At 35.7% G+C, this 15,560-nt stretch carries 21 protein-coding genes and 1 tRNA gene; 10 read left to right on the top strand and 12 right to left on the bottom strand.

The features are described from left to right. Positions 1-154: 154 nt before the first annotated feature. The 7 genes from NCE97_RS01780 to NCE97_RS01810 all read left to right on the top strand — a co-directional run bounded on the left by NCE97_RS01780 (position 155) and on the right by NCE97_RS01810 (position 3,896). On the top strand, positions 155-598 hold the full coding sequence (locus tag NCE97_RS01780) for a hypothetical protein (RefSeq protein ID WP_353777155.1): 444 nt from the start codon (positions 155-157) through the stop codon (positions 596-598). A 129-nt stretch (positions 599-727) separates the two neighbouring features. Then, a complete protein-coding gene (locus tag NCE97_RS01785) occupies positions 728-940 on the top strand; it encodes a hypothetical protein (RefSeq protein ID WP_353777156.1) in 213 nt (70 codons plus the stop codon). A 4-nt stretch (positions 941-944) separates the two neighbouring features. Then, positions 945-1,310, top strand: coding sequence for an immunity 22 family protein (locus NCE97_RS01790; protein ID WP_353777157.1), 366 nt, complete (start codon positions 945-947; stop codon positions 1,308-1,310). A gap of 17 nt (positions 1,311-1,327) precedes the next feature. After that, positions 1,328-1,828, top strand: coding sequence for an endonuclease V (locus NCE97_RS01795; protein WP_353777158.1), 501 nt, complete (start codon positions 1,328-1,330; stop codon positions 1,826-1,828). 486 nt (positions 1,829-2,314) lie between these two features. Next, positions 2,315-2,752 carry a TIGR02594 family protein gene (locus NCE97_RS01800; protein ID WP_353777159.1) on the top strand — a complete coding sequence of 146 codons (438 nt, stop codon included), beginning with the start codon at positions 2,315-2,317 and terminating at the stop codon, positions 2,750-2,752. Then, the gene (locus tag NCE97_RS01805) at positions 2,737-3,165 is read left to right on the top strand and encodes a phage holin family protein (protein ID WP_353777160.1); all 429 of its coding nucleotides are present in this window, start codon (positions 2,737-2,739) and stop codon (positions 3,163-3,165) included. Before NCE97_RS01800 ends, NCE97_RS01805 begins: the two co-directional genes overlap by 16 nt. A gap of 137 nt (positions 3,166-3,302) precedes the next feature. Beyond that, complete coding sequence (locus NCE97_RS01810) at positions 3,303-3,896, top strand: hypothetical protein (protein WP_353777161.1); 594 nt, start codon at positions 3,303-3,305, stop codon at positions 3,894-3,896. A 50-nt stretch (positions 3,897-3,946) separates the two neighbouring features. Here the strand turns inward: NCE97_RS01810 and accC are convergent, their stop codons facing one another. The 6 genes from accC to pdxA form a co-directional block, all read right to left on the bottom strand. After that, a complete protein-coding gene (gene accC, locus NCE97_RS01815) occupies positions 3,947-5,299 on the bottom strand; it encodes an acetyl-CoA carboxylase biotin carboxylase subunit (protein WP_353777162.1) in 1,353 nt (450 codons plus the stop codon). 84 nt (positions 5,300-5,383) lie between these two features. Continuing rightward, a complete protein-coding gene (gene accB / locus NCE97_RS01820) occupies positions 5,384-5,872 on the bottom strand; it encodes an acetyl-CoA carboxylase biotin carboxyl carrier protein (RefSeq protein WP_353777163.1) in 489 nt (162 codons plus the stop codon). 24 nt (positions 5,873-5,896) lie between these two features. Then, a complete protein-coding gene (locus NCE97_RS01825) occupies positions 5,897-6,895 on the bottom strand; it encodes a beta-ketoacyl-ACP synthase III (protein ID WP_353777164.1) in 999 nt (332 codons plus the stop codon). A 177-nt stretch (positions 6,896-7,072) separates the two neighbouring features. After that, positions 7,073-7,276, bottom strand: a complete 204-nt coding sequence (gene rpmF / locus NCE97_RS01830) for a 50S ribosomal protein L32 (protein ID WP_353777165.1) — start codon at positions 7,274-7,276, stop codon at positions 7,073-7,075. 8 nt (positions 7,277-7,284) lie between these two features. Further along, the gene (locus tag NCE97_RS01835) at positions 7,285-7,824 is read right to left on the bottom strand and encodes a YceD family protein (RefSeq protein ID WP_353777166.1); all 540 of its coding nucleotides are present in this window, start codon (positions 7,822-7,824) and stop codon (positions 7,285-7,287) included. A gap of 81 nt (positions 7,825-7,905) precedes the next feature. Then, positions 7,906-8,946, bottom strand: a complete 1,041-nt coding sequence (pdxA, locus tag NCE97_RS01840) for a 4-hydroxythreonine-4-phosphate dehydrogenase PdxA (protein WP_353777167.1) — start codon at positions 8,944-8,946, stop codon at positions 7,906-7,908. A 58-nt stretch (positions 8,947-9,004) separates the two neighbouring features. On the opposite strand from pdxA, the gene NCE97_RS01845 reads away from it, so the two are divergent. After that, positions 9,005-9,595: a riboflavin synthase gene (locus NCE97_RS01845; protein ID WP_353777168.1), complete on the top strand. Its 591-nt coding sequence runs from the start codon at positions 9,005-9,007 to the stop codon at positions 9,593-9,595. Between the two features lie 2 nt (positions 9,596-9,597). On the opposite strand, the gene NCE97_RS15940 is transcribed toward NCE97_RS01845, so the two are convergent. The 4 genes from NCE97_RS15940 to mce form a co-directional block, all read right to left on the bottom strand. Beyond that, positions 9,598-9,858: an Fjoh_0651 family PID-CTERM protein gene (locus tag NCE97_RS15940; RefSeq protein WP_503065118.1), complete on the bottom strand. Its 261-nt coding sequence runs from the start codon at positions 9,856-9,858 to the stop codon at positions 9,598-9,600. A 250-nt stretch (positions 9,859-10,108) separates the two neighbouring features. Further along, positions 10,109-10,504 carry a hypothetical protein gene (locus NCE97_RS01850; protein WP_353777169.1) on the bottom strand — a complete coding sequence of 132 codons (396 nt, stop codon included), beginning with the start codon at positions 10,502-10,504 and terminating at the stop codon, positions 10,109-10,111. 549 nt (positions 10,505-11,053) lie between these two features. Then, positions 11,054-11,127 (bottom strand) — tRNA-Ile (locus tag NCE97_RS01855). Between the two features lie 91 nt (positions 11,128-11,218). Next, on the bottom strand, positions 11,219-11,617 hold the full coding sequence (gene mce, locus NCE97_RS01860; RefSeq protein ID WP_353777170.1) for a methylmalonyl-CoA epimerase: 399 nt from the start codon (positions 11,615-11,617) through the stop codon (positions 11,219-11,221). Positions 11,618-11,706: 89 nt separating this feature from the next. Between mce and rbfA the strand changes: the two genes are divergently transcribed. Together rbfA and NCE97_RS01870 are read left to right on the top strand one after the other, a co-directional pair. After that, complete coding sequence (rbfA, locus tag NCE97_RS01865; protein WP_353777171.1) at positions 11,707-12,099, top strand: 30S ribosome-binding factor RbfA; 393 nt, start codon at positions 11,707-11,709, stop codon at positions 12,097-12,099. After that, positions 12,100-13,302 (top strand): ABC transporter permease, encoded by a 1,203-nt coding sequence (locus NCE97_RS01870; protein ID WP_353777172.1) that lies wholly within the window; start codon positions 12,100-12,102, stop codon positions 13,300-13,302. It begins immediately after the preceding gene. Here the strand turns inward: NCE97_RS01870 and dusB are convergent. Together dusB and NCE97_RS01880 are read right to left on the bottom strand one after the other, a co-directional pair. After that, complete coding sequence (gene dusB, locus NCE97_RS01875) at positions 13,299-14,291, bottom strand: tRNA dihydrouridine synthase DusB (RefSeq protein ID WP_353777173.1); 993 nt, start codon at positions 14,289-14,291, stop codon at positions 13,299-13,301. The genes NCE97_RS01870 and dusB overlap by 4 nt on opposite strands. Then, the gene (locus tag NCE97_RS01880) at positions 14,292-15,536 is read right to left on the bottom strand and encodes a M28 family peptidase (protein ID WP_353777174.1); all 1,245 of its coding nucleotides are present in this window, start codon (positions 15,534-15,536) and stop codon (positions 14,292-14,294) included. Between the last annotated feature and the right edge of the window lie 24 nt (positions 15,537-15,560).

The raw sequence follows: 15,560 nt of genomic DNA on the forward strand, positions 1-15,560 counted from the left end.
ATCATATATAAATTATAAGCACACATGAAAACATGTGTGCTTTTCTTTTTATAGATTGTAGTATTTTTCCTATTTTTAAAAAAATGAAAATCATGTCAACAGATCAAGAAATGAAAGCTGTTACCGAACATCATGATTCGACAGAAACTAAATTATGGAAAATACAAAGAAAATAATTTTAGCATTATTCATTGCCACATTGGCGTCATGTAATCAGAAGGATGAATATACCTTAATTAAAGAAAATCTATATGAGACAACAGACGATCAAATTGTTATGAAATTCTTGAATAAAAATGTTAATCACCCATCTAAAGACAATAAATGGAAAGATACCATCTATCAATCTCACTTTAGATATGAGAGTATTGATTCTGTTGTTCCGTTAAAAGATATAATTGATATTAAAGCATATAAAATCATAGCTCCTGACACATATTTTGAAGATGAAAATCATATATATATAAATGCACATTATGAACCAGGAGAAAACCAATTTAAAGTAATAAAAAAAGATTCTCTCACTTTTTTCATCAATAAAGACACGCTCAAAACTATAAGCAAAACTTATTATAAGGGAAATGTCATAACCCAATAACCTTTTATAAAGAGAGTTTTTACAAGTTTGTCGATAGTAATAAAATATCCTAATTAAAGACTAGATTAAGCCACAGAAACTCTGTGGCTTTTGTATTTTTAGAGGCCTTATAACACTTGATGGCTATAAATGAAAGAATTAATAACAAAGCAGTGGAACTATAGATTGTCGGTAAATTCGTCCAATGAACATATACTATCAGTAGTTTGCGGAACAGTTGGGTTGTATGAAGTAGAGGTGATACTAACTGCAAACCAGGTAGAAGCGTATAAATCAAAAGGTGAATCTATGCTAGACGAAATAGCCGAAGCCATTAGAAAAAATCCACAACACTATTCCTAAAACCATGGAACAACAAAACAAAGTATCACTCTGGGTAGGCACAGTAGCCTCGAGATCTCGATTAAACGAGATCATGCAAGAGGTTTACGATGACGAAGGCGATGTATCGTCACAATTTATGGAAGTCTTCAAGATAGATTATATCGATAATCAATTTCAGGAGGTTTACTTTTACGAAAACCTTGCCTCAAAAGAAGAGGCATTTAATGGTTTTTCATATTCAGAATCCTTTATAAACCATATCCAAGAAACCAATTGGGCTGAGAAAAACAGCCTTATCTTACTTTACAATTTTGAGTACGATGGTAATACAAAATCAGGATTAGGTTTAGAATTTATAGGCGTATTCAATTTTTCTGAAGACCAGTAAACGGTTACTTTTACAACATGTTGTTAGCCCTAGACGTCCATTACAAAGCATCATACGCCAAAACTGTTGGTGTGTTGTTTCTAGCAAGAGATAAAGAACCTCTGCGAGTTATTACAACATATACCAAGGATGTAGACGAATATATTCCTGGGCAATTCTACAAACGGGAGCTGCCGTGCTTATTACAAGCTATAAATGAAGTAGATCTTAATACTATTGATGCCATTATAGTCGACGGTCATGTGTACATTGACAATAATTTATCTCTAGGTTTAGGCGGACATCTATATAACGCCTTAGACAAACAAATTCCAATAATAGGCGTTGCTAAAAAAGCATTTCACACTAATGACAATACCACCGAGTCATTACTAAGAGGCGAAAGCCAAACACCATTATACATTTCTTCAATTGGCATTGACCTTCAAAATGCTGTGGATTTTATTAAATTTATGCACGGACCACACAGAACACCAACCTTACTTAGAACCCTAGACCGCCTTACTAAAACGCCTTGATTTTTTGTCTTGTTTTCCACCGTCTGGCTGAGCGCAGTCAAAGCCTCGTTAAGGAGACGACAAGCGTTAAACAAATTACAAAAAACATTAAAATAATTTGCAAAATGTTTGTATGTTCTTTGTAAAATGTGTATATTTGAACTCGCTTTTCTAACAACGGCTATCCGTTTGTACAATAAATTTCGTGTTAAGTAGAAACTAAGAAACCTAGGTTAAACCCTATTCTGGTTGAGAAAACAATAACTAAAGTAACCTTTGGTACAGGTTTGGTCTGCTTAAATCTTTTAATTAAACATATGTGAAAATCACATCATGTTCTAAGGAATGATCTAACAATAGATTTGATGAATAATAAGGAAGGTTTTGTAATCAGTTCTAGTTTGGACACTGAGCGAAGTCGAAGTGCAGTCAAAACCTTATACACAATCTACATCAAGCGTTGTTAATCCCATTCCAAAATCAGTAATCTTTTAAACAATAGTTAAGATGAACATTATTAATAAAGCGCTATCTGAGTATGGCGTTAAGGAAATTGTTGGCTCCAAAGACAACCAAAGAATTATAAAATATTTTACAGACCTGGGTTTTGACGGTGCAAAACTCAAAGACGAAACAGCCTGGTGTAGTGCCTTTGCCAATTGGGTAGCAAAAACCTGTGGTTACGAATATTCTGGCAAGCTCACAGCACGAAGCTGGCTTTCGGTAGGCGAATCGATCATTAACCCAAGAGTAGGAAGCATTGTAGTCCTTTGGCGAGAATCGCCACAAAGCTGGAAAGGCCACGTTGGGTTTTTCATAAAGCAAACCAAGGGCTATGTCTATGTCTTAGGAGGTAACCAACGCAATATGGTATGTATCAAAGCATATCCAAAAAACAGAGTGTTGGACTATAAAAAACTAAGAAAGCAATGGAAAAACTCATAAAATTCATGTTCTGGTTACTTACGTTACTGTCGCCTGTCAATGGTGTTATGGTGACCATGGTGTTTTTAATAGTTGTCGACTTTATTACAGGGTCTTATGCCTCATTCAAAAAAAACATCCCAATTAGAGGATCTAGAATAGGGCATACCATCTCTAAGTTCTTTATCTACAATTTGGTGATTTTGGCAGCATTCTTTTTAGAAAAACACATCGTCAACGAAGTACCTTTTCTAAAAATTATTGCAGGCTTTATAGCCATTGCGGAGATAAAATCCATCTTGGAGAATTATAATGCGATTTACGGTATCAATCCTTTTAAAGCATTAATAAACCTCATAAAGTTAACACCACTTAAGGACACTTTAGAGTCTCTTACAGACGAAGATTCGGACAAAGAAGAGCCTAATAAGTAATCCAAGAAAACATTCAGAGCCTATGACTTCTCCAATGGTATTTCAGGAAGCGAAAACCGCTGGAGAAGGAGGCTTTCTTAAACCTATTGCCATTTGGAGCGTAGTTGATAAATCTCAAAAAACTAAAAAAAGAACTCATGAAAATAAGCACACAAAAGATATTACTACTAATCATCCTCACCTTATTGCTACTAAATCTTCTCAATAAGCAATGCTCAAGTAAGGGAGAAACAGTGGAGCCTAAAGTAACCATAATAAGAGATACGGTTTGGCAAACGAAAATTGACACCTTCAAGATTCAAACCACACAATACAAAACTGTTTATGTAGACACTAATGATGTTTCAGAAATTATTGAAGATACGACTGCTTCTGAAATTCCTGAGCACTATATTGAAGCTAAAGTCTATAGAGATACACTAAGTAATGACGATATAGACATTTTTACCTATAGTTTGATTAAAGGACGATTGCTAGACAGTGAATTAACTTATAAGCTGAAAGTACCTCGAGAGATCACTACTACCAAGACCATTGAATATCCTAAAACATATCGAAGCGGATTGTATGTATTTGGAGAGGTAGGCGGAAACACTGCAATGTTTGATAACATAAGTCTTGGGCTTCAGTACAACCGAAAAGGAAAATGGTTTGCGAGTTATCGCATTAACTTCAATACCATACAACAACCAACACACAATATTGGACTTGGCGTGAGATTGTTTAAATAAAAAACCTCATCATTACGATGAGGTTTTTGCTTATATAGATTTATTATTATCTAATCTTCATCCACGTCTTGCATTTCGAAATCTTCCATAAACTTAGTGGTGTAATTACCAGCTAAATAATCTGGATGCTCCATAAGCTGTCTGTGGAACGGAATCGTTGTCTTGATACCTTCAATAACGAATTCATCCAAAGCACGCTTCATTTTATTGATCGCTTCTTCTCTAGTTTGAGCAGTTGTAATCAACTTGGCGATCATAGAATCGTAGTTTGGCGGAATGATATAACCAGCATAGACATGCGTATCTAAACGCACACCATGACCACCAGGAGCATGAAGTGTTGTAATTCTACCTGGAGATGGTCTAAAATCATTAAATGGATCCTCAGCATTGATACGACACTCTATAGAATGCAGGTTTGGTGTATAGTTTTTACCAGAAATTGGTACACCAGCAGCGACTAAGATTTGCTCACGGATCAAGTCAAAATCAATTACTTGTTCAGTAATTGGGTGCTCAACCTGAATACGTGTGTTCATTTCCATGAAGTAGAAATTACGATGCTTATCTACCAAGAATTCTACTGTACCAGCACCTTCATAGTTGATGTACTCTGCAGCACGAACCGCAGCTTCTCCCATGTCTTTACGCAACTTATCTGTCATAAAAGGAGAAGGTACTTCTTCTGTTAGTTTCTGGTGACGACGTTGCACAGAGCAATCACGCTCAGATAAGTGACAAGCTTTTCCTCTAGAATCACCAACCACTTGTATTTCGATATGGCGAGGCTCCTCAATAAGCTTCTCCATGTACATGTCATCATTTCCAAACGCCGCTTTAGATTCTTGTCTTGCAGATTCCCAAGCTGGTTTTAGGTCTTCTTTTTTCCAAACGGCACGCATTCCTTTTCCACCACCACCAGCAGAAGCTTTAAGCATTACAGGATAACCAACTTCTTCAGCTAGCTTTTCGCACTCTTCATAGTCTTCAATCACACCCTCACTTCCAGGTACACAAGGTACGCCAGCTGCTTTCATAGTAGCTTTAGCGTTAGCCTTATCTCCCATTTTATCTATCATCTCCGGAGAAGCACCAATAAATTTGATATCGTGCTCTTCACAGATTTTAGAGAACTTGGCATTTTCCGATAGGAAACCATATCCTGGGTGAATTGCATCTGCATTTGTAATTTCTGCAGCAGCAATAATATTGGACATTTTCAAATAAGATTCTGGACTAGGAGCAGGACCAATACAAACAGCTTCGTCAGCAAATTTCACATGAAGGCTTTCTGCATCTGCAGTAGAATAAACGGCAACCGTCTTTATTCCCATTTCTTTACAGGTTCTGATAACACGTAGTGCAATCTCACCTCTATTGGCAATCAGTATTTTTTTGAACATAACTTTTGCTTTAAAAATTCAATTTCCAAGTACCAAATCCAAATAATTGGGTTTTGGGATTTGTATGTTGGAATTTTCAATAGGTTATGATGGGTCTACCAAAAATAATGGTTGATCAAATTCGACTGGAGAAGAATCATCAACTAAAATCTTCACTATCTTACCTGAAACTTCAGATTCAATTTCATTGAAAAGCTTCATCGCTTCAATAACACAAAGTACGTCACCTTCCTTAATTGAGCTACCTACTTCAACAAACACAGGCTTGTCTGGAGAAGGTTTTCTGTAGAAAGTTCCGATGATAGGCGATTTTATGGTAATGTATTTAGAGTCATCTTCAGCTGGTGCAGCGGCAGCAGGTGCTTGAGGTTCTGCAGCAGCAACAGGTTGAGGTGCTGGTGTAGCAGCTACAGGCGCAGCAGCTACAGGAACTTGCTGTACTATTGTCGCTGTTTCTTTGTCGTCACTACCAGTTTTAATGGTAATTTTAACGTCATCCATTTCTAATTTCACCTCACTTGCACCAGATTTGGCTACAAACTTGATTAGATTTTGAATTTCTTTTAAATCCATAGTTATTGTGATGTTTAGTTAGTTTTAGTTAGAATTATAAGCCCATTTAAGATAAATTGAGCCCCAAGTAAATCCGCCACCAAAGGCAGCAAATATTAAGTTATCTCCTTTTTTAAGCTGAGATTCGTAATCATGAAGACATAACGGAAGCGTTGCCGAAGTTGTATTTCCGTATTTATGAATGTTTAGCATTACTTTTTCTTCATCTAATCCCATTCTGTTTGCCGTAGCAGCTATGATTCGTTTGTTAGCTTGATGCGGTACCAACCAAGCCACATCTTCGTGGTTTAGGTCATTACGCTTCATAATCTTTTCGCTTACATCTGCCATATTGGATACCGCAAACTTAAACACAGTTTTTCCATCCTGGAATACATAATGCTGCTTATTTTTTACAGTATCTTCATTTGGAGGTAGGATAGATCCACCTGCATCAATCTTAAGAAACTCACGACCTACGCCATCACTTCTTAAATATTCATCCTGTAAGCCTAAGCCTTCTTCATTGGGTTCAAACAATACAGCTCCCGCACCATCTCCAAAGATGATACAAGTTGCGCGGTCTTCATAATCAATAATAGAAGACATTTTATCAGCTCCTATTAATAAGACTTTTTTATATCTACCAGACTCAATATAACTAGCAGCTGTAGACATTCCATAAAGGAAACTAGAACATGCAGCGGATAAGTCATATGCAAACGCATTAGTTGCGCCAATCTCTGAAGCAGTGTATACTGCTGTAGAAGCTACAGGCATATCTGGAGTGGCTGTTGCCACGATAACCATATCTATGTCTTTAGGGTCTAATTGTCTTTTTTTGAGAAGATCTTGAGCAGCTTTGATAGCCATATAAGAGGTGCCTTTACCTTCCTCTTTGAGCAGTCTGCGTTCTTTGATTCCTGTTCTGGTGGTAATCCATTCATCATTGGTATCCACCATAGTTTCCAGGATTTTGTTTGACAACACGTATTCTGGAACGTAAGCGCCAACGGCTGTAATTGCGGCTGAAATCGTATTCATTTAGAATCTCGGTTTAATAAAAAATGACCAAAAAACATTAAAAACCGGCAGTTTTAGTTCGATTTTTATTAAAAATGGCCAAATTTTGTGCAAATTAAGTTGTTTTTAAGAGACTGAAAAATTAATCATAAAAAAAACGCCCACAACGGAGCGTTTTATTATATGCGCGCATAATACTTATGCTAAGTTTTCTTCTTTTTCAGAATTATCTATAAGTACCTGACCTCTGTAGTATAATTTACCTTCGTGCCAGTGAGCTCTGTGGTAAAGATGCGGCTCACCTGTAGTTGGGCAAGTTGCAATTTGAGGCACAGAAGCCTTATAGTGAGTTCTTCTTTTGTCTCTTCTTGTTCTTGATATTTTTCTCTTAGGATGTGCCATTATAAATGTTATTTATCCGTTAATAGTTTCTTTAATGTTTGCCAGCGAGGATCTATATCCTCTGATTTATCATTATTCTCGTCCAATTTTGGACTTAGTTCTTCTAGTTTTTTAAGTATATCCGATTCTAAAGTACCATCCTCTACACCAGGATGAATTTTCTTTTGTGGAACCGATAATACGATAAGTTCATAGATGTATTGTGCAACATTGATTTCATATTCTCCGTGAGGAATGATTAAAATCTCTTCATTATCGTCATTATAATCACTTCCAAACTTCACCACTAATTTAAATTCACCATCTATAGGCAAATCAAAAGGTTCGTTAGTAAGATCGCAATTAACATTTACAGAACCATTGACATTAAAGCTCAACTCTAAAAGTGTTGTCTTTTTTTCAAACAATAATTCTGATGCAATGCTTACTGCATTAAACTCATCGTACTCAAAATGTTCAAAGAACGAATTATCAATTTCGTACTCAAAATGATGTTTTCCTAATTTTAATCCTACGAAAGGAATTGTATATTCCTTTAAATCCCTCATAACAACGCATTCATTTTGAGCCTGCAAATATATAAATTTTTTGTTTAACCAAATAAGGTTATGAACAAAAAATGTTGATATCTAGTTTGATGCTACTTTTAATGGATTAGAAGCATAGATTTCGTACTCATTTCTATTTCTAAAAATCTGTATTGCTTTGAATACAGCTTCTTTAAAAGAGGTCTCATCCGCCTTGTTCTTGCCAGCTATTTCATATGCGGTTCCGTGGTCTGGCGAGGTACGCACTTTGCTTAGTCCTGCTGTAAAATTGACACCCTCTCCAAAAGAAATAGTTTTGAAAGGGATAAGCCCTTGGTCGTGATAAGCAGCTAAGATAGCATCGAAGTTTTTATAAGAATTTGATCCAAAAAAACTATCTGCGGAATAAGGACCAAACACTAGTTTGCCTTCTTCTTTCAACTTTAATAGTGTAGGTCTTATAATATCATCATCTTCTTTACCAATAACCCCATTGTCGCCAGCATGAGGATTAATTCCTAATAAAGCGATTTTTGGCTTAGCAATTTTGAAATCTTTCTTAAGAGTTTCGTGCACTGTATTTACCTTACTTATAATTAAAGCTTCATCGATGTGACCTGAAACGTCTTTCACAGGGACATGATCAGTTAACAAGCCAACTCTTAAGTTTTCGGTAATCATAAACATCAAACTTTGACCGCCTAGCTGTTCTGCTAGATAATCTGTGTGTCCAGGAAACTTGAAGGTTTCGGATTGAATGTTGTGCTTATTTATAGGAGCAGTAACCAGGGCATCAATAGCATTACTCTTAAGCGCTTTAACTGCAGTTTCTAAAGACTTAATGGCAAATTCACCAATCTTTTTATCTTCTACTCCAAATTTTATATTCACATTGCCCTTCCAGCTGTTGACAACATTTACCTTGCTATGTTTAATCTGGTTAATAGAATTCGCAAAATGAAAATTGATTTTACTGTTAAAGTGCTTTTTAAAGAAAGACATGCTCTGTTGAGATGCGAAAATTATAGGCGTACAAAAGTCTAGCATTCGCGGATCTTCAAATGTCTTAATGATAATTTCAGATCCTATCCCATTTAGATCACCAATAGAAATACCAACTCTTATTTTTTCCTCTTTTTCCATTAAAGTCCTATCTTTTATCTATAATTTTACCGCGACAAAGGTACGTATTTAAGACACTATGTTTACAGGAATTATAGAAGATTTAGGGGTAGTTACTAATCTTGAAACAGAGAAAGATAATCTACACATAACCATAAAGAGCAATATTACTGGAGAATTGAAAATAGACCAGAGCGTGTCTCATAACGGTGTCTGCTTAACGGTTGTAGATATTAATGCTGAAGAATATACAGTTACAGCAATCAACGAAACATTACAGAAGAGTAATATTGGAGATTTACAGATTGAGTCTATTGTAAACTTGGAACGCGCCATGAAATTGGGAGATCGCTTGGATGGTCATATTGTTCAAGGACATGTAGACCAAACGGCTACATGTATTTCTGTAGAATCTGAAAATGGTAGTTGGGTATTTACTTTTGAATATGACACGTCATTAAGCAATATCACTATTGAGAAGGGTTCAATAACAGTAAATGGTGTAAGCCTTACAGTGGTTAACTCCAAACCAAACCAATTTAGTGTTGCCATAATTCCATATACATATGAGCATACAAGCTTTAAGGATATGAAAGTTAGTGATATTGTAAACTTAGAGTTTGATGTTGTGGGGAAATATGTAAAACGACTTTTTGAGATGAATAACTAGACCTAGTTATTAGCGATCTTATACTTTTTAATAATACCATAAGCCAAAGCTACCAAGAATAGGATTAGTATTCCATTATCTATGGGTAATCCAGGAGGTGGAGGTGGCATAGGTGGGGGTGGGTTGCCACCTTGGGCAATACTTACAAAACTTATCGTGCAAAATAAGATTGAGGCGTGTATCTTTTTGTTTTGCAAATTCATATTATTGCGTAAAAATATTAAAAAAAGCGAGCCAGCAAAATAAAATCGCTTAAAAAACATCCATAAAAAGTAAAAAAATTCGACAAAATGCAGTTTTTCTTAACATTTATGGGTTTTTAAGGTTAGCCAACCTACTTTTTTTCAAGTGTCAAAGATAGTTTTTTATTACAAATACTTAACTCAAAACGAATTAATTAATTGTAAAACGCTATAAAAATTTAGTTAACTGTTATAGACTCATAGGGAGATGCCACAAGTTACTAAAATTATGCAAGAAAAAAACAGTATTGTCAACCTTATTTAAAGAAGCTCAGAAGCCCTTGTTAAAGAACCGAATAAGGCTTTCCTTGTCTCTACTAATTTCGTACAATTTTTCTGTTGCGAGTGTATCTATTATTTCCTGAAATACTTCAACTTCTAACAATCGTTCTAAATTTTCATTGACATCTAATGCCAATTGTCTTATGTAGATTTCATCTATTTTTTTAATGTCTGAAATAAAAGCTGCGTAATACCCTAAACCTGCTGCAATAACTTTTATTTGATCCAAGGTTAACCGCTCATTATCTAAAGCCTTTTTGAAACCCACTCCAGAATAACTTATATAACTCCCTAATTTGTTATACGAAATATTTGTTTGTGCCTTTAACATCCTTAACCACTCATGCGCATGAGATATATTCGGATGATCTAATACATGTGCCATACTTTCTTCAAATTATAATTAACTAAAAAGCATGATTACTAAGACAGTAACCATATACATTGTATAAGCAATTATAAGCACTAGGGGATGCTATAAAAATTAGAGAGGTTATGGCTAATATATTAAATAAGAGTAAATTTTTGCACTTCAACGAATAGCTTGAAAGTGTGGAATTTCCGTACTATTCAATAATAATAGCATGTTAAGAAATGTTGAATTTTCCTACTTTTCGATATACTGCTTATTTATTCGATTTAGACACAGGCGATTTAAGTAAAAACCAATTACTTTGTTATGTAATTTCTTACACAAGAATTGTGGGGATTCAGTTGCGTAAGAATGCAAGATTTGGTAAGACTAAAACTTTGACGCCTTTTGTTTTAGCTATTAATCCTATCTTAATAAAAAAAGCCTTTCTATAAGCAGAAAGGCTTTTTACTGTGATACCAACTAAACCTGCTCTGACTTCGTTCAGTATAAATTTCTTGGTCTTTAAATTTTCCCATAAAAAAAGACTCTAGTTTTAACTAAAGCCTTCCCTTAAATTTGTGGTCCCACCTGGGCTCGAACCAGGGACTTTCTGATTATGAGTCAGATACTCTAACCAACTGAGTTATAGGACCTATAGGTTGACACCAATCTCTTCATTTGTGAAGAGTGTGCAATATTACTATATATTTTAATACCCTACAAGGATTTTGAATCAATTTAAGCCTATGCATCCTGGCAAAGCTCCACCAAAACGCCATTTGTAGATTTGGGATGTAAAAAAGCGATTAGCTTATTATCTGCCCCAGCTTTTGGAGTTTTATGTATTAAGTCAAATCCTTCTCCTAACAATCGCTCTATTTCTGCGTCAATATTATCAACGGCAAAAGCGATATGGTGAATGCCTTCACCTCTCTTTTCTATAAACTTCGCGATAGGGCTTTCTGCATGTGTAGCTTGTAGTAGTTCAATTTTATTGGGGCCACACTTAAAAAACGATGTTTTTACACCTTCACTTTCTACGTCTTCGATCTTATAATGTGCCTCACCAAAAAGTGCTTTAAATACATTGTTTGAAGCTTCAATATCTCTTACTGCGATGCCTATATGTTCTATTTTTTTCATAGTTTTTAGTTGAAATAATAACAGATTTGGAACAACTCTTGTGGTTTCAAAAATAGGACAATCCGTATAAATTATACTATTTTTGTGGCATGGAAAGCAACAGACAGAAAAAGATAGGAGCACTTTTACAACAAGACTTAGTTGAGGTGCTTCAAAATGCAGCAACGGCAGGAGGCTTAAAAGGAGTTATTATCTCTGTGTCAAAAGTATCCGTCACGGTAGATTTATCTATTGCAAAAGTTTACTTAAGTATTTTTCCGAATAAAGAAGCAGAGAAACTTCTTGAAGGGATTAAATCCAATTCTGGATTAATTAAACACGAACTTGCACAAAGAACAAGACATCAATTAAGACGCATGCCTCAATTAGAGTTTTTTATTGATGACTCACTAGAATATATAGACAATATTGAACGTTCTCTAAAAGGTGGGGACAATCCTATAGATAATCCAGATTTACTAGATAAACGCAAAAAGTCTTAATTGAACTTTCCTTTATATATAGCCAAGCGATATTTAATAAGTAAAAGCAGCAAAAGTGCTATTAACATTATTACGATAATAGCGTCACTAGGTGTGATTATCGCTTCTGCAGCATTACTTATTGTACTCTCTGGTTTTGCAGGACTTAAGGATTTTAGTCTAGAATTTTCTTCAGTTATTGACCCAGACCTAAAAGTGTTTCCTAAAACAGGTAAAAGAATCACGTTAAGTTCAAACGAAGTAGAACAGCTGACAGCTATCCCTGATATAGAATTATTTAGCAAAACAGTTGAGGAACGTGTGGTACTCACCTTTGATGGTAAACGTCACATCGCCACAATTAAAGGCGTGGATCAGAACTATAGAACAGTTACTCAAATCGACTCTTTGATTCCTCAAGGGAATTGGTTAACACCCAATTCTAATGAAGTAGTTTCAGGTTGGGAAATCTCTAATGTATTATCCTTTGGCGTTTTAGATTATGCCAGAGCCTTAAAGGTTTCTGTGCCAAAGCCAGGTAAAGGACAAATTAGCTCCGCTAGCAGTATTTTTAATTCCGTAAACACGATAAATGTAGGACTCTTCGATATCAACGAAGACCTCAATGGGACTTATGTGTTTGCAGATATAGGTATGGCGCAGCAGTTGCTAGAGTACGATCCTAATCAAATTAGTAGTATTGAAATAAAACTAAATGAAGGGGCAGATTTAAATAGTGCGGTTGAAAGCGTTAGCAATATTTTTAATGGTGACGTTGAGGTTAAAACCAGAGATCAATTAAATGATGCGCTCTATAAAATGCTCAATACTGAAAACCTTATTGTTTACCTCATATTTACTTTAGTTATAATTATTGCATTATTCAATGTGATTGGTGCAATCATCATGATGATATTAGACAAGAAACAATCACTTCAAACGCTTTATAATTTAGGTGTAGAGTTAAGAAGTATTAAACGAATATTTTTCCTTCAAGGGAGTTTAATGACAATCGCTAGTGGCGTAACAGGTTTAATCTTTGGTTTAATCTTGATTGGGCTCCAGCAACAGTTTGATCTCGTAATGCTAACACCAAGCCTTCCTTACCCAGTACATTTAAAAGTTCTGAATATTCTATTGGTTTTGGTAACAATAATAGCCTTCGGTGTAATTGCTTCAAAAATAGCTTCGAGTAGAATTACAAAGCAGATGGTTCAGCCTTAAGCAAATTGATAGCCGCTGAATTTCTCTAAAACTTCATCAAAAGCTGCAAAGACATCTTTAGAATCATCGCTGGTAACCATTTTCATACGGTATTCTTTAAAATGCGGAATACCTTTAAAGTAATTGGTATAGTGGCGTCTTGTTTCAAAAACACCAAGTTTTTCACCTTTCCAATCTATAGACATTTGTAAGTGACGACGAGCAGCTTCTACACGTTCTTCAAGAGTAATTGGAGGTAAGTGCGAACCTGTTTCAAAATAATGCTTTACTTGCTTGAAAAACCATGGATTTCCAATAGAAGCTCTTCCAATCATAGCGCCATCTAGACCATAAGCATCTCGCATTTCTGCTGCTTTTTCAGGAGAGTCAACGTCACCATTCCCAAAGACAGGAATGTGCATTCTCGGATTGTTCTTTACTTCGGCAATAGGTTTCCAGTCTGCAAAACCTTTGTACATCTGGGCACGTGTTCTTCCGTGAATTGAAATAGCTTTACAGCCAACATCCTGTAGTCGTTCGGCAACTTCAACAATTTTTATAGAATCATGGTCCCAACCCAACCTGGTTTTTACAGTCACTGGTAATTTCGTGCGCTTTACCATTTCGGCAGTAAGCTTTTCCATGAGACAAATATCCTTCAGGATGCCTGCTCCAGCACCTTTACTGACAACCTTTTTTACTGGGCAACCAAAGTTGATATCAATGATATCTGGATTGGACTTTTCCACAATATCTACAGCCTCTAGCATACTATCGAGATTGGCACCAAATATTTGAATCCCTACTGGGCGTTCTTTCTCATAAATATCTAGCTTCATAGTACTCTTAGCAGCATTACGAATCAAGCCTTCAGAAGAAATAAATTCGGTATACACCACATCAGCACCTTGCTCCTTGCATAATGCTCTAAAAGGAGGGTCGCTTACATCTTCCATTGGTGCTAACAACAATGGAAAATCTGGTAATTCTATATCGCCAATTTTCACCATTTAAAACTGTAAATCAAATTCTAACGATTCTCCACTTCTATCAACCACAACTTTTGTGGTATCGCCTTCATCAAAGATAGATAATGCTTTCATATAACTCATCATATCGGTTACAGCACTATCGCCCAACTTTATTACAATATCGCCCTTTTGCAGCCCTGCTTTTTTTGCAGGCTTATCTTCAGAAACCCCATCGATACGCATCCCTTTTCCATCAAAAAGATAATCTGGAATAACGCCAAGACCAACTTTAAATCGCGGTACTTCTTCACTTTCGTTTTTAGTGGTTCGGAACGCGAGCTTGCTATTATCATCCAAATCTGAAATAATATCATATAGATAATTGGAGATCATTTCCATTCCTTCATAATTCAGTTTTTCGGAATCATCGCTTGGCTTGTGATAATCCTCATGCTGACCAGTAAAGAAATGTAACACAGGAATATCGTTCAAATAAAAAGAAGTTTGATCACTTGGACCAACACCAGATTCTTTCTGCACTAATTTAAAGCTGTTGTTATGGGATTGCAACACTTGCTTGAACATTGGAGACGTTCCTACGCCATAAACAGCTAGTGTACTATCTTGTTTTAATCGACCAACCATATCCATATTGATCATATAGTTTATGGACTTAATATCTAAGGTTGGGTTTTTCACAAAGTAATTAGACCCAATTAGTCCCATTTCTTCACCAGAAAATGCAATAAACAAGTAGTTGTTGAGGTCTTTCTTGTCTGCAGTTGTATTCTTTACCTTAAGTCTGTTAGCCAAATCCAACATAATGGCTACACCACTAGCATTATCATCGGCACCATTGTGTATTTGTTTTTCTTCACCTCTATACAATGAGCCATCTCCACCATGACCTAAATGATCATAATGTGCGCCAATGACAACAGTAGTTTTGGCATTGTTATCTATATAACCAATAACATTTCTACCAGAGATATAGCCATCTTCATCTTTAGAAAACTCAACATCTTTGTGCGGATCTGTTTTTGGTTTGAAGTTAAACGATTGTATGTAGCCGTCTGTGCCTTTAGGTGCAACATCCATTTCTTTAAATCGCTGCCCTATATATTTAGCGGCTAATATTTCTCCTTCGGTTCCTGTTTGCCTTCCTTCAAGTTTGTCGTCAGCGAGATAAACAACATCTTTTTCCATATTATTCTGAGGCGTAGCATTTTGCTTTTTGCAGCCAAAGGCAACAATTAAAGCCAAAAGCATTAGAATCTTTTTCATTCCTGACTTATTTTTGTGCAAAAC

It is taken from the genome of Winogradskyella sp. 3972H.M.0a.05 (assembly GCF_040493455.1).
In the GTDB taxonomy this organism is placed as follows: Bacteria; Bacteroidota; Bacteroidia; order Flavobacteriales; family Flavobacteriaceae; genus Microcosmobacter.

Coding starts and splice junctions, on each gene's coding strand:
- NCE97_RS01805 (WP_353777160.1), top strand. CDS start 2,737: ATGGAAAAACTCATAAAATTCATGTTCTGGTTACTTACGTTACTGTCG.
- NCE97_RS01835 (WP_353777166.1), bottom strand. CDS start 7,824: ATGAGGGATTTAAAGGAATATACAATTCCTTTCGTAGGATTAAAATTA.
- accC (WP_353777162.1), bottom strand. CDS start 5,299: ATGTTCAAAAAAATACTGATTGCCAATAGAGGTGAGATTGCACTACGT.
- NCE97_RS01810 (WP_353777161.1), top strand. CDS start 3,303: ATGAAAATAAGCACACAAAAGATATTACTACTAATCATCCTCACCTTA.
- dusB (WP_353777173.1), bottom strand. CDS start 14,291: ATGGTGAAAATTGGCGATATAGAATTACCAGATTTTCCATTGTTGTTA.
- NCE97_RS01800 (WP_353777159.1), top strand. CDS start 2,315: ATGAACATTATTAATAAAGCGCTATCTGAGTATGGCGTTAAGGAAATT.
- NCE97_RS01795 (WP_353777158.1), top strand. CDS start 1,328: ATGTTGTTAGCCCTAGACGTCCATTACAAAGCATCATACGCCAAAACT.
- NCE97_RS01850 (WP_353777169.1), bottom strand. CDS start 10,504: ATGGCACATGTATTAGATCATCCGAATATATCTCATGCGCATGAGTGG.
- pdxA (WP_353777167.1), bottom strand. CDS start 8,946: ATGGAAAAAGAGGAAAAAATAAGAGTTGGTATTTCTATTGGTGATCTA.
- NCE97_RS01780 (WP_353777155.1), top strand. CDS start 155: ATGGAAAATACAAAGAAAATAATTTTAGCATTATTCATTGCCACATTG.
- NCE97_RS01880 (WP_353777174.1), bottom strand. CDS start 15,536: ATGAAAAAGATTCTAATGCTTTTGGCTTTAATTGTTGCCTTTGGCTGC.
- NCE97_RS01790 (WP_353777157.1), top strand. CDS start 945: ATGGAACAACAAAACAAAGTATCACTCTGGGTAGGCACAGTAGCCTCG.
- NCE97_RS01785 (WP_353777156.1), top strand. CDS start 728: ATGAAAGAATTAATAACAAAGCAGTGGAACTATAGATTGTCGGTAAAT.
- NCE97_RS15940 (WP_503065118.1), bottom strand. CDS start 9,858: ATGTTTTTTAAGCGATTTTATTTTGCTGGCTCGCTTTTTTTAATATTT.
- NCE97_RS01825 (WP_353777164.1), bottom strand. CDS start 6,895: ATGAATACGATTTCAGCCGCAATTACAGCCGTTGGCGCTTACGTTCCA.
- mce (WP_353777170.1), bottom strand. CDS start 11,617: ATGAAAAAAATAGAACATATAGGCATCGCAGTAAGAGATATTGAAGCT.
- rpmF (WP_353777165.1), bottom strand. CDS start 7,276: ATGGCACATCCTAAGAGAAAAATATCAAGAACAAGAAGAGACAAAAGA.
- NCE97_RS01845 (WP_353777168.1), top strand. CDS start 9,005: ATGTTTACAGGAATTATAGAAGATTTAGGGGTAGTTACTAATCTTGAA.
- rbfA (WP_353777171.1), top strand. CDS start 11,707: ATGGAAAGCAACAGACAGAAAAAGATAGGAGCACTTTTACAACAAGAC.
- accB (WP_353777163.1), bottom strand. CDS start 5,872: ATGGATTTAAAAGAAATTCAAAATCTAATCAAGTTTGTAGCCAAATCT.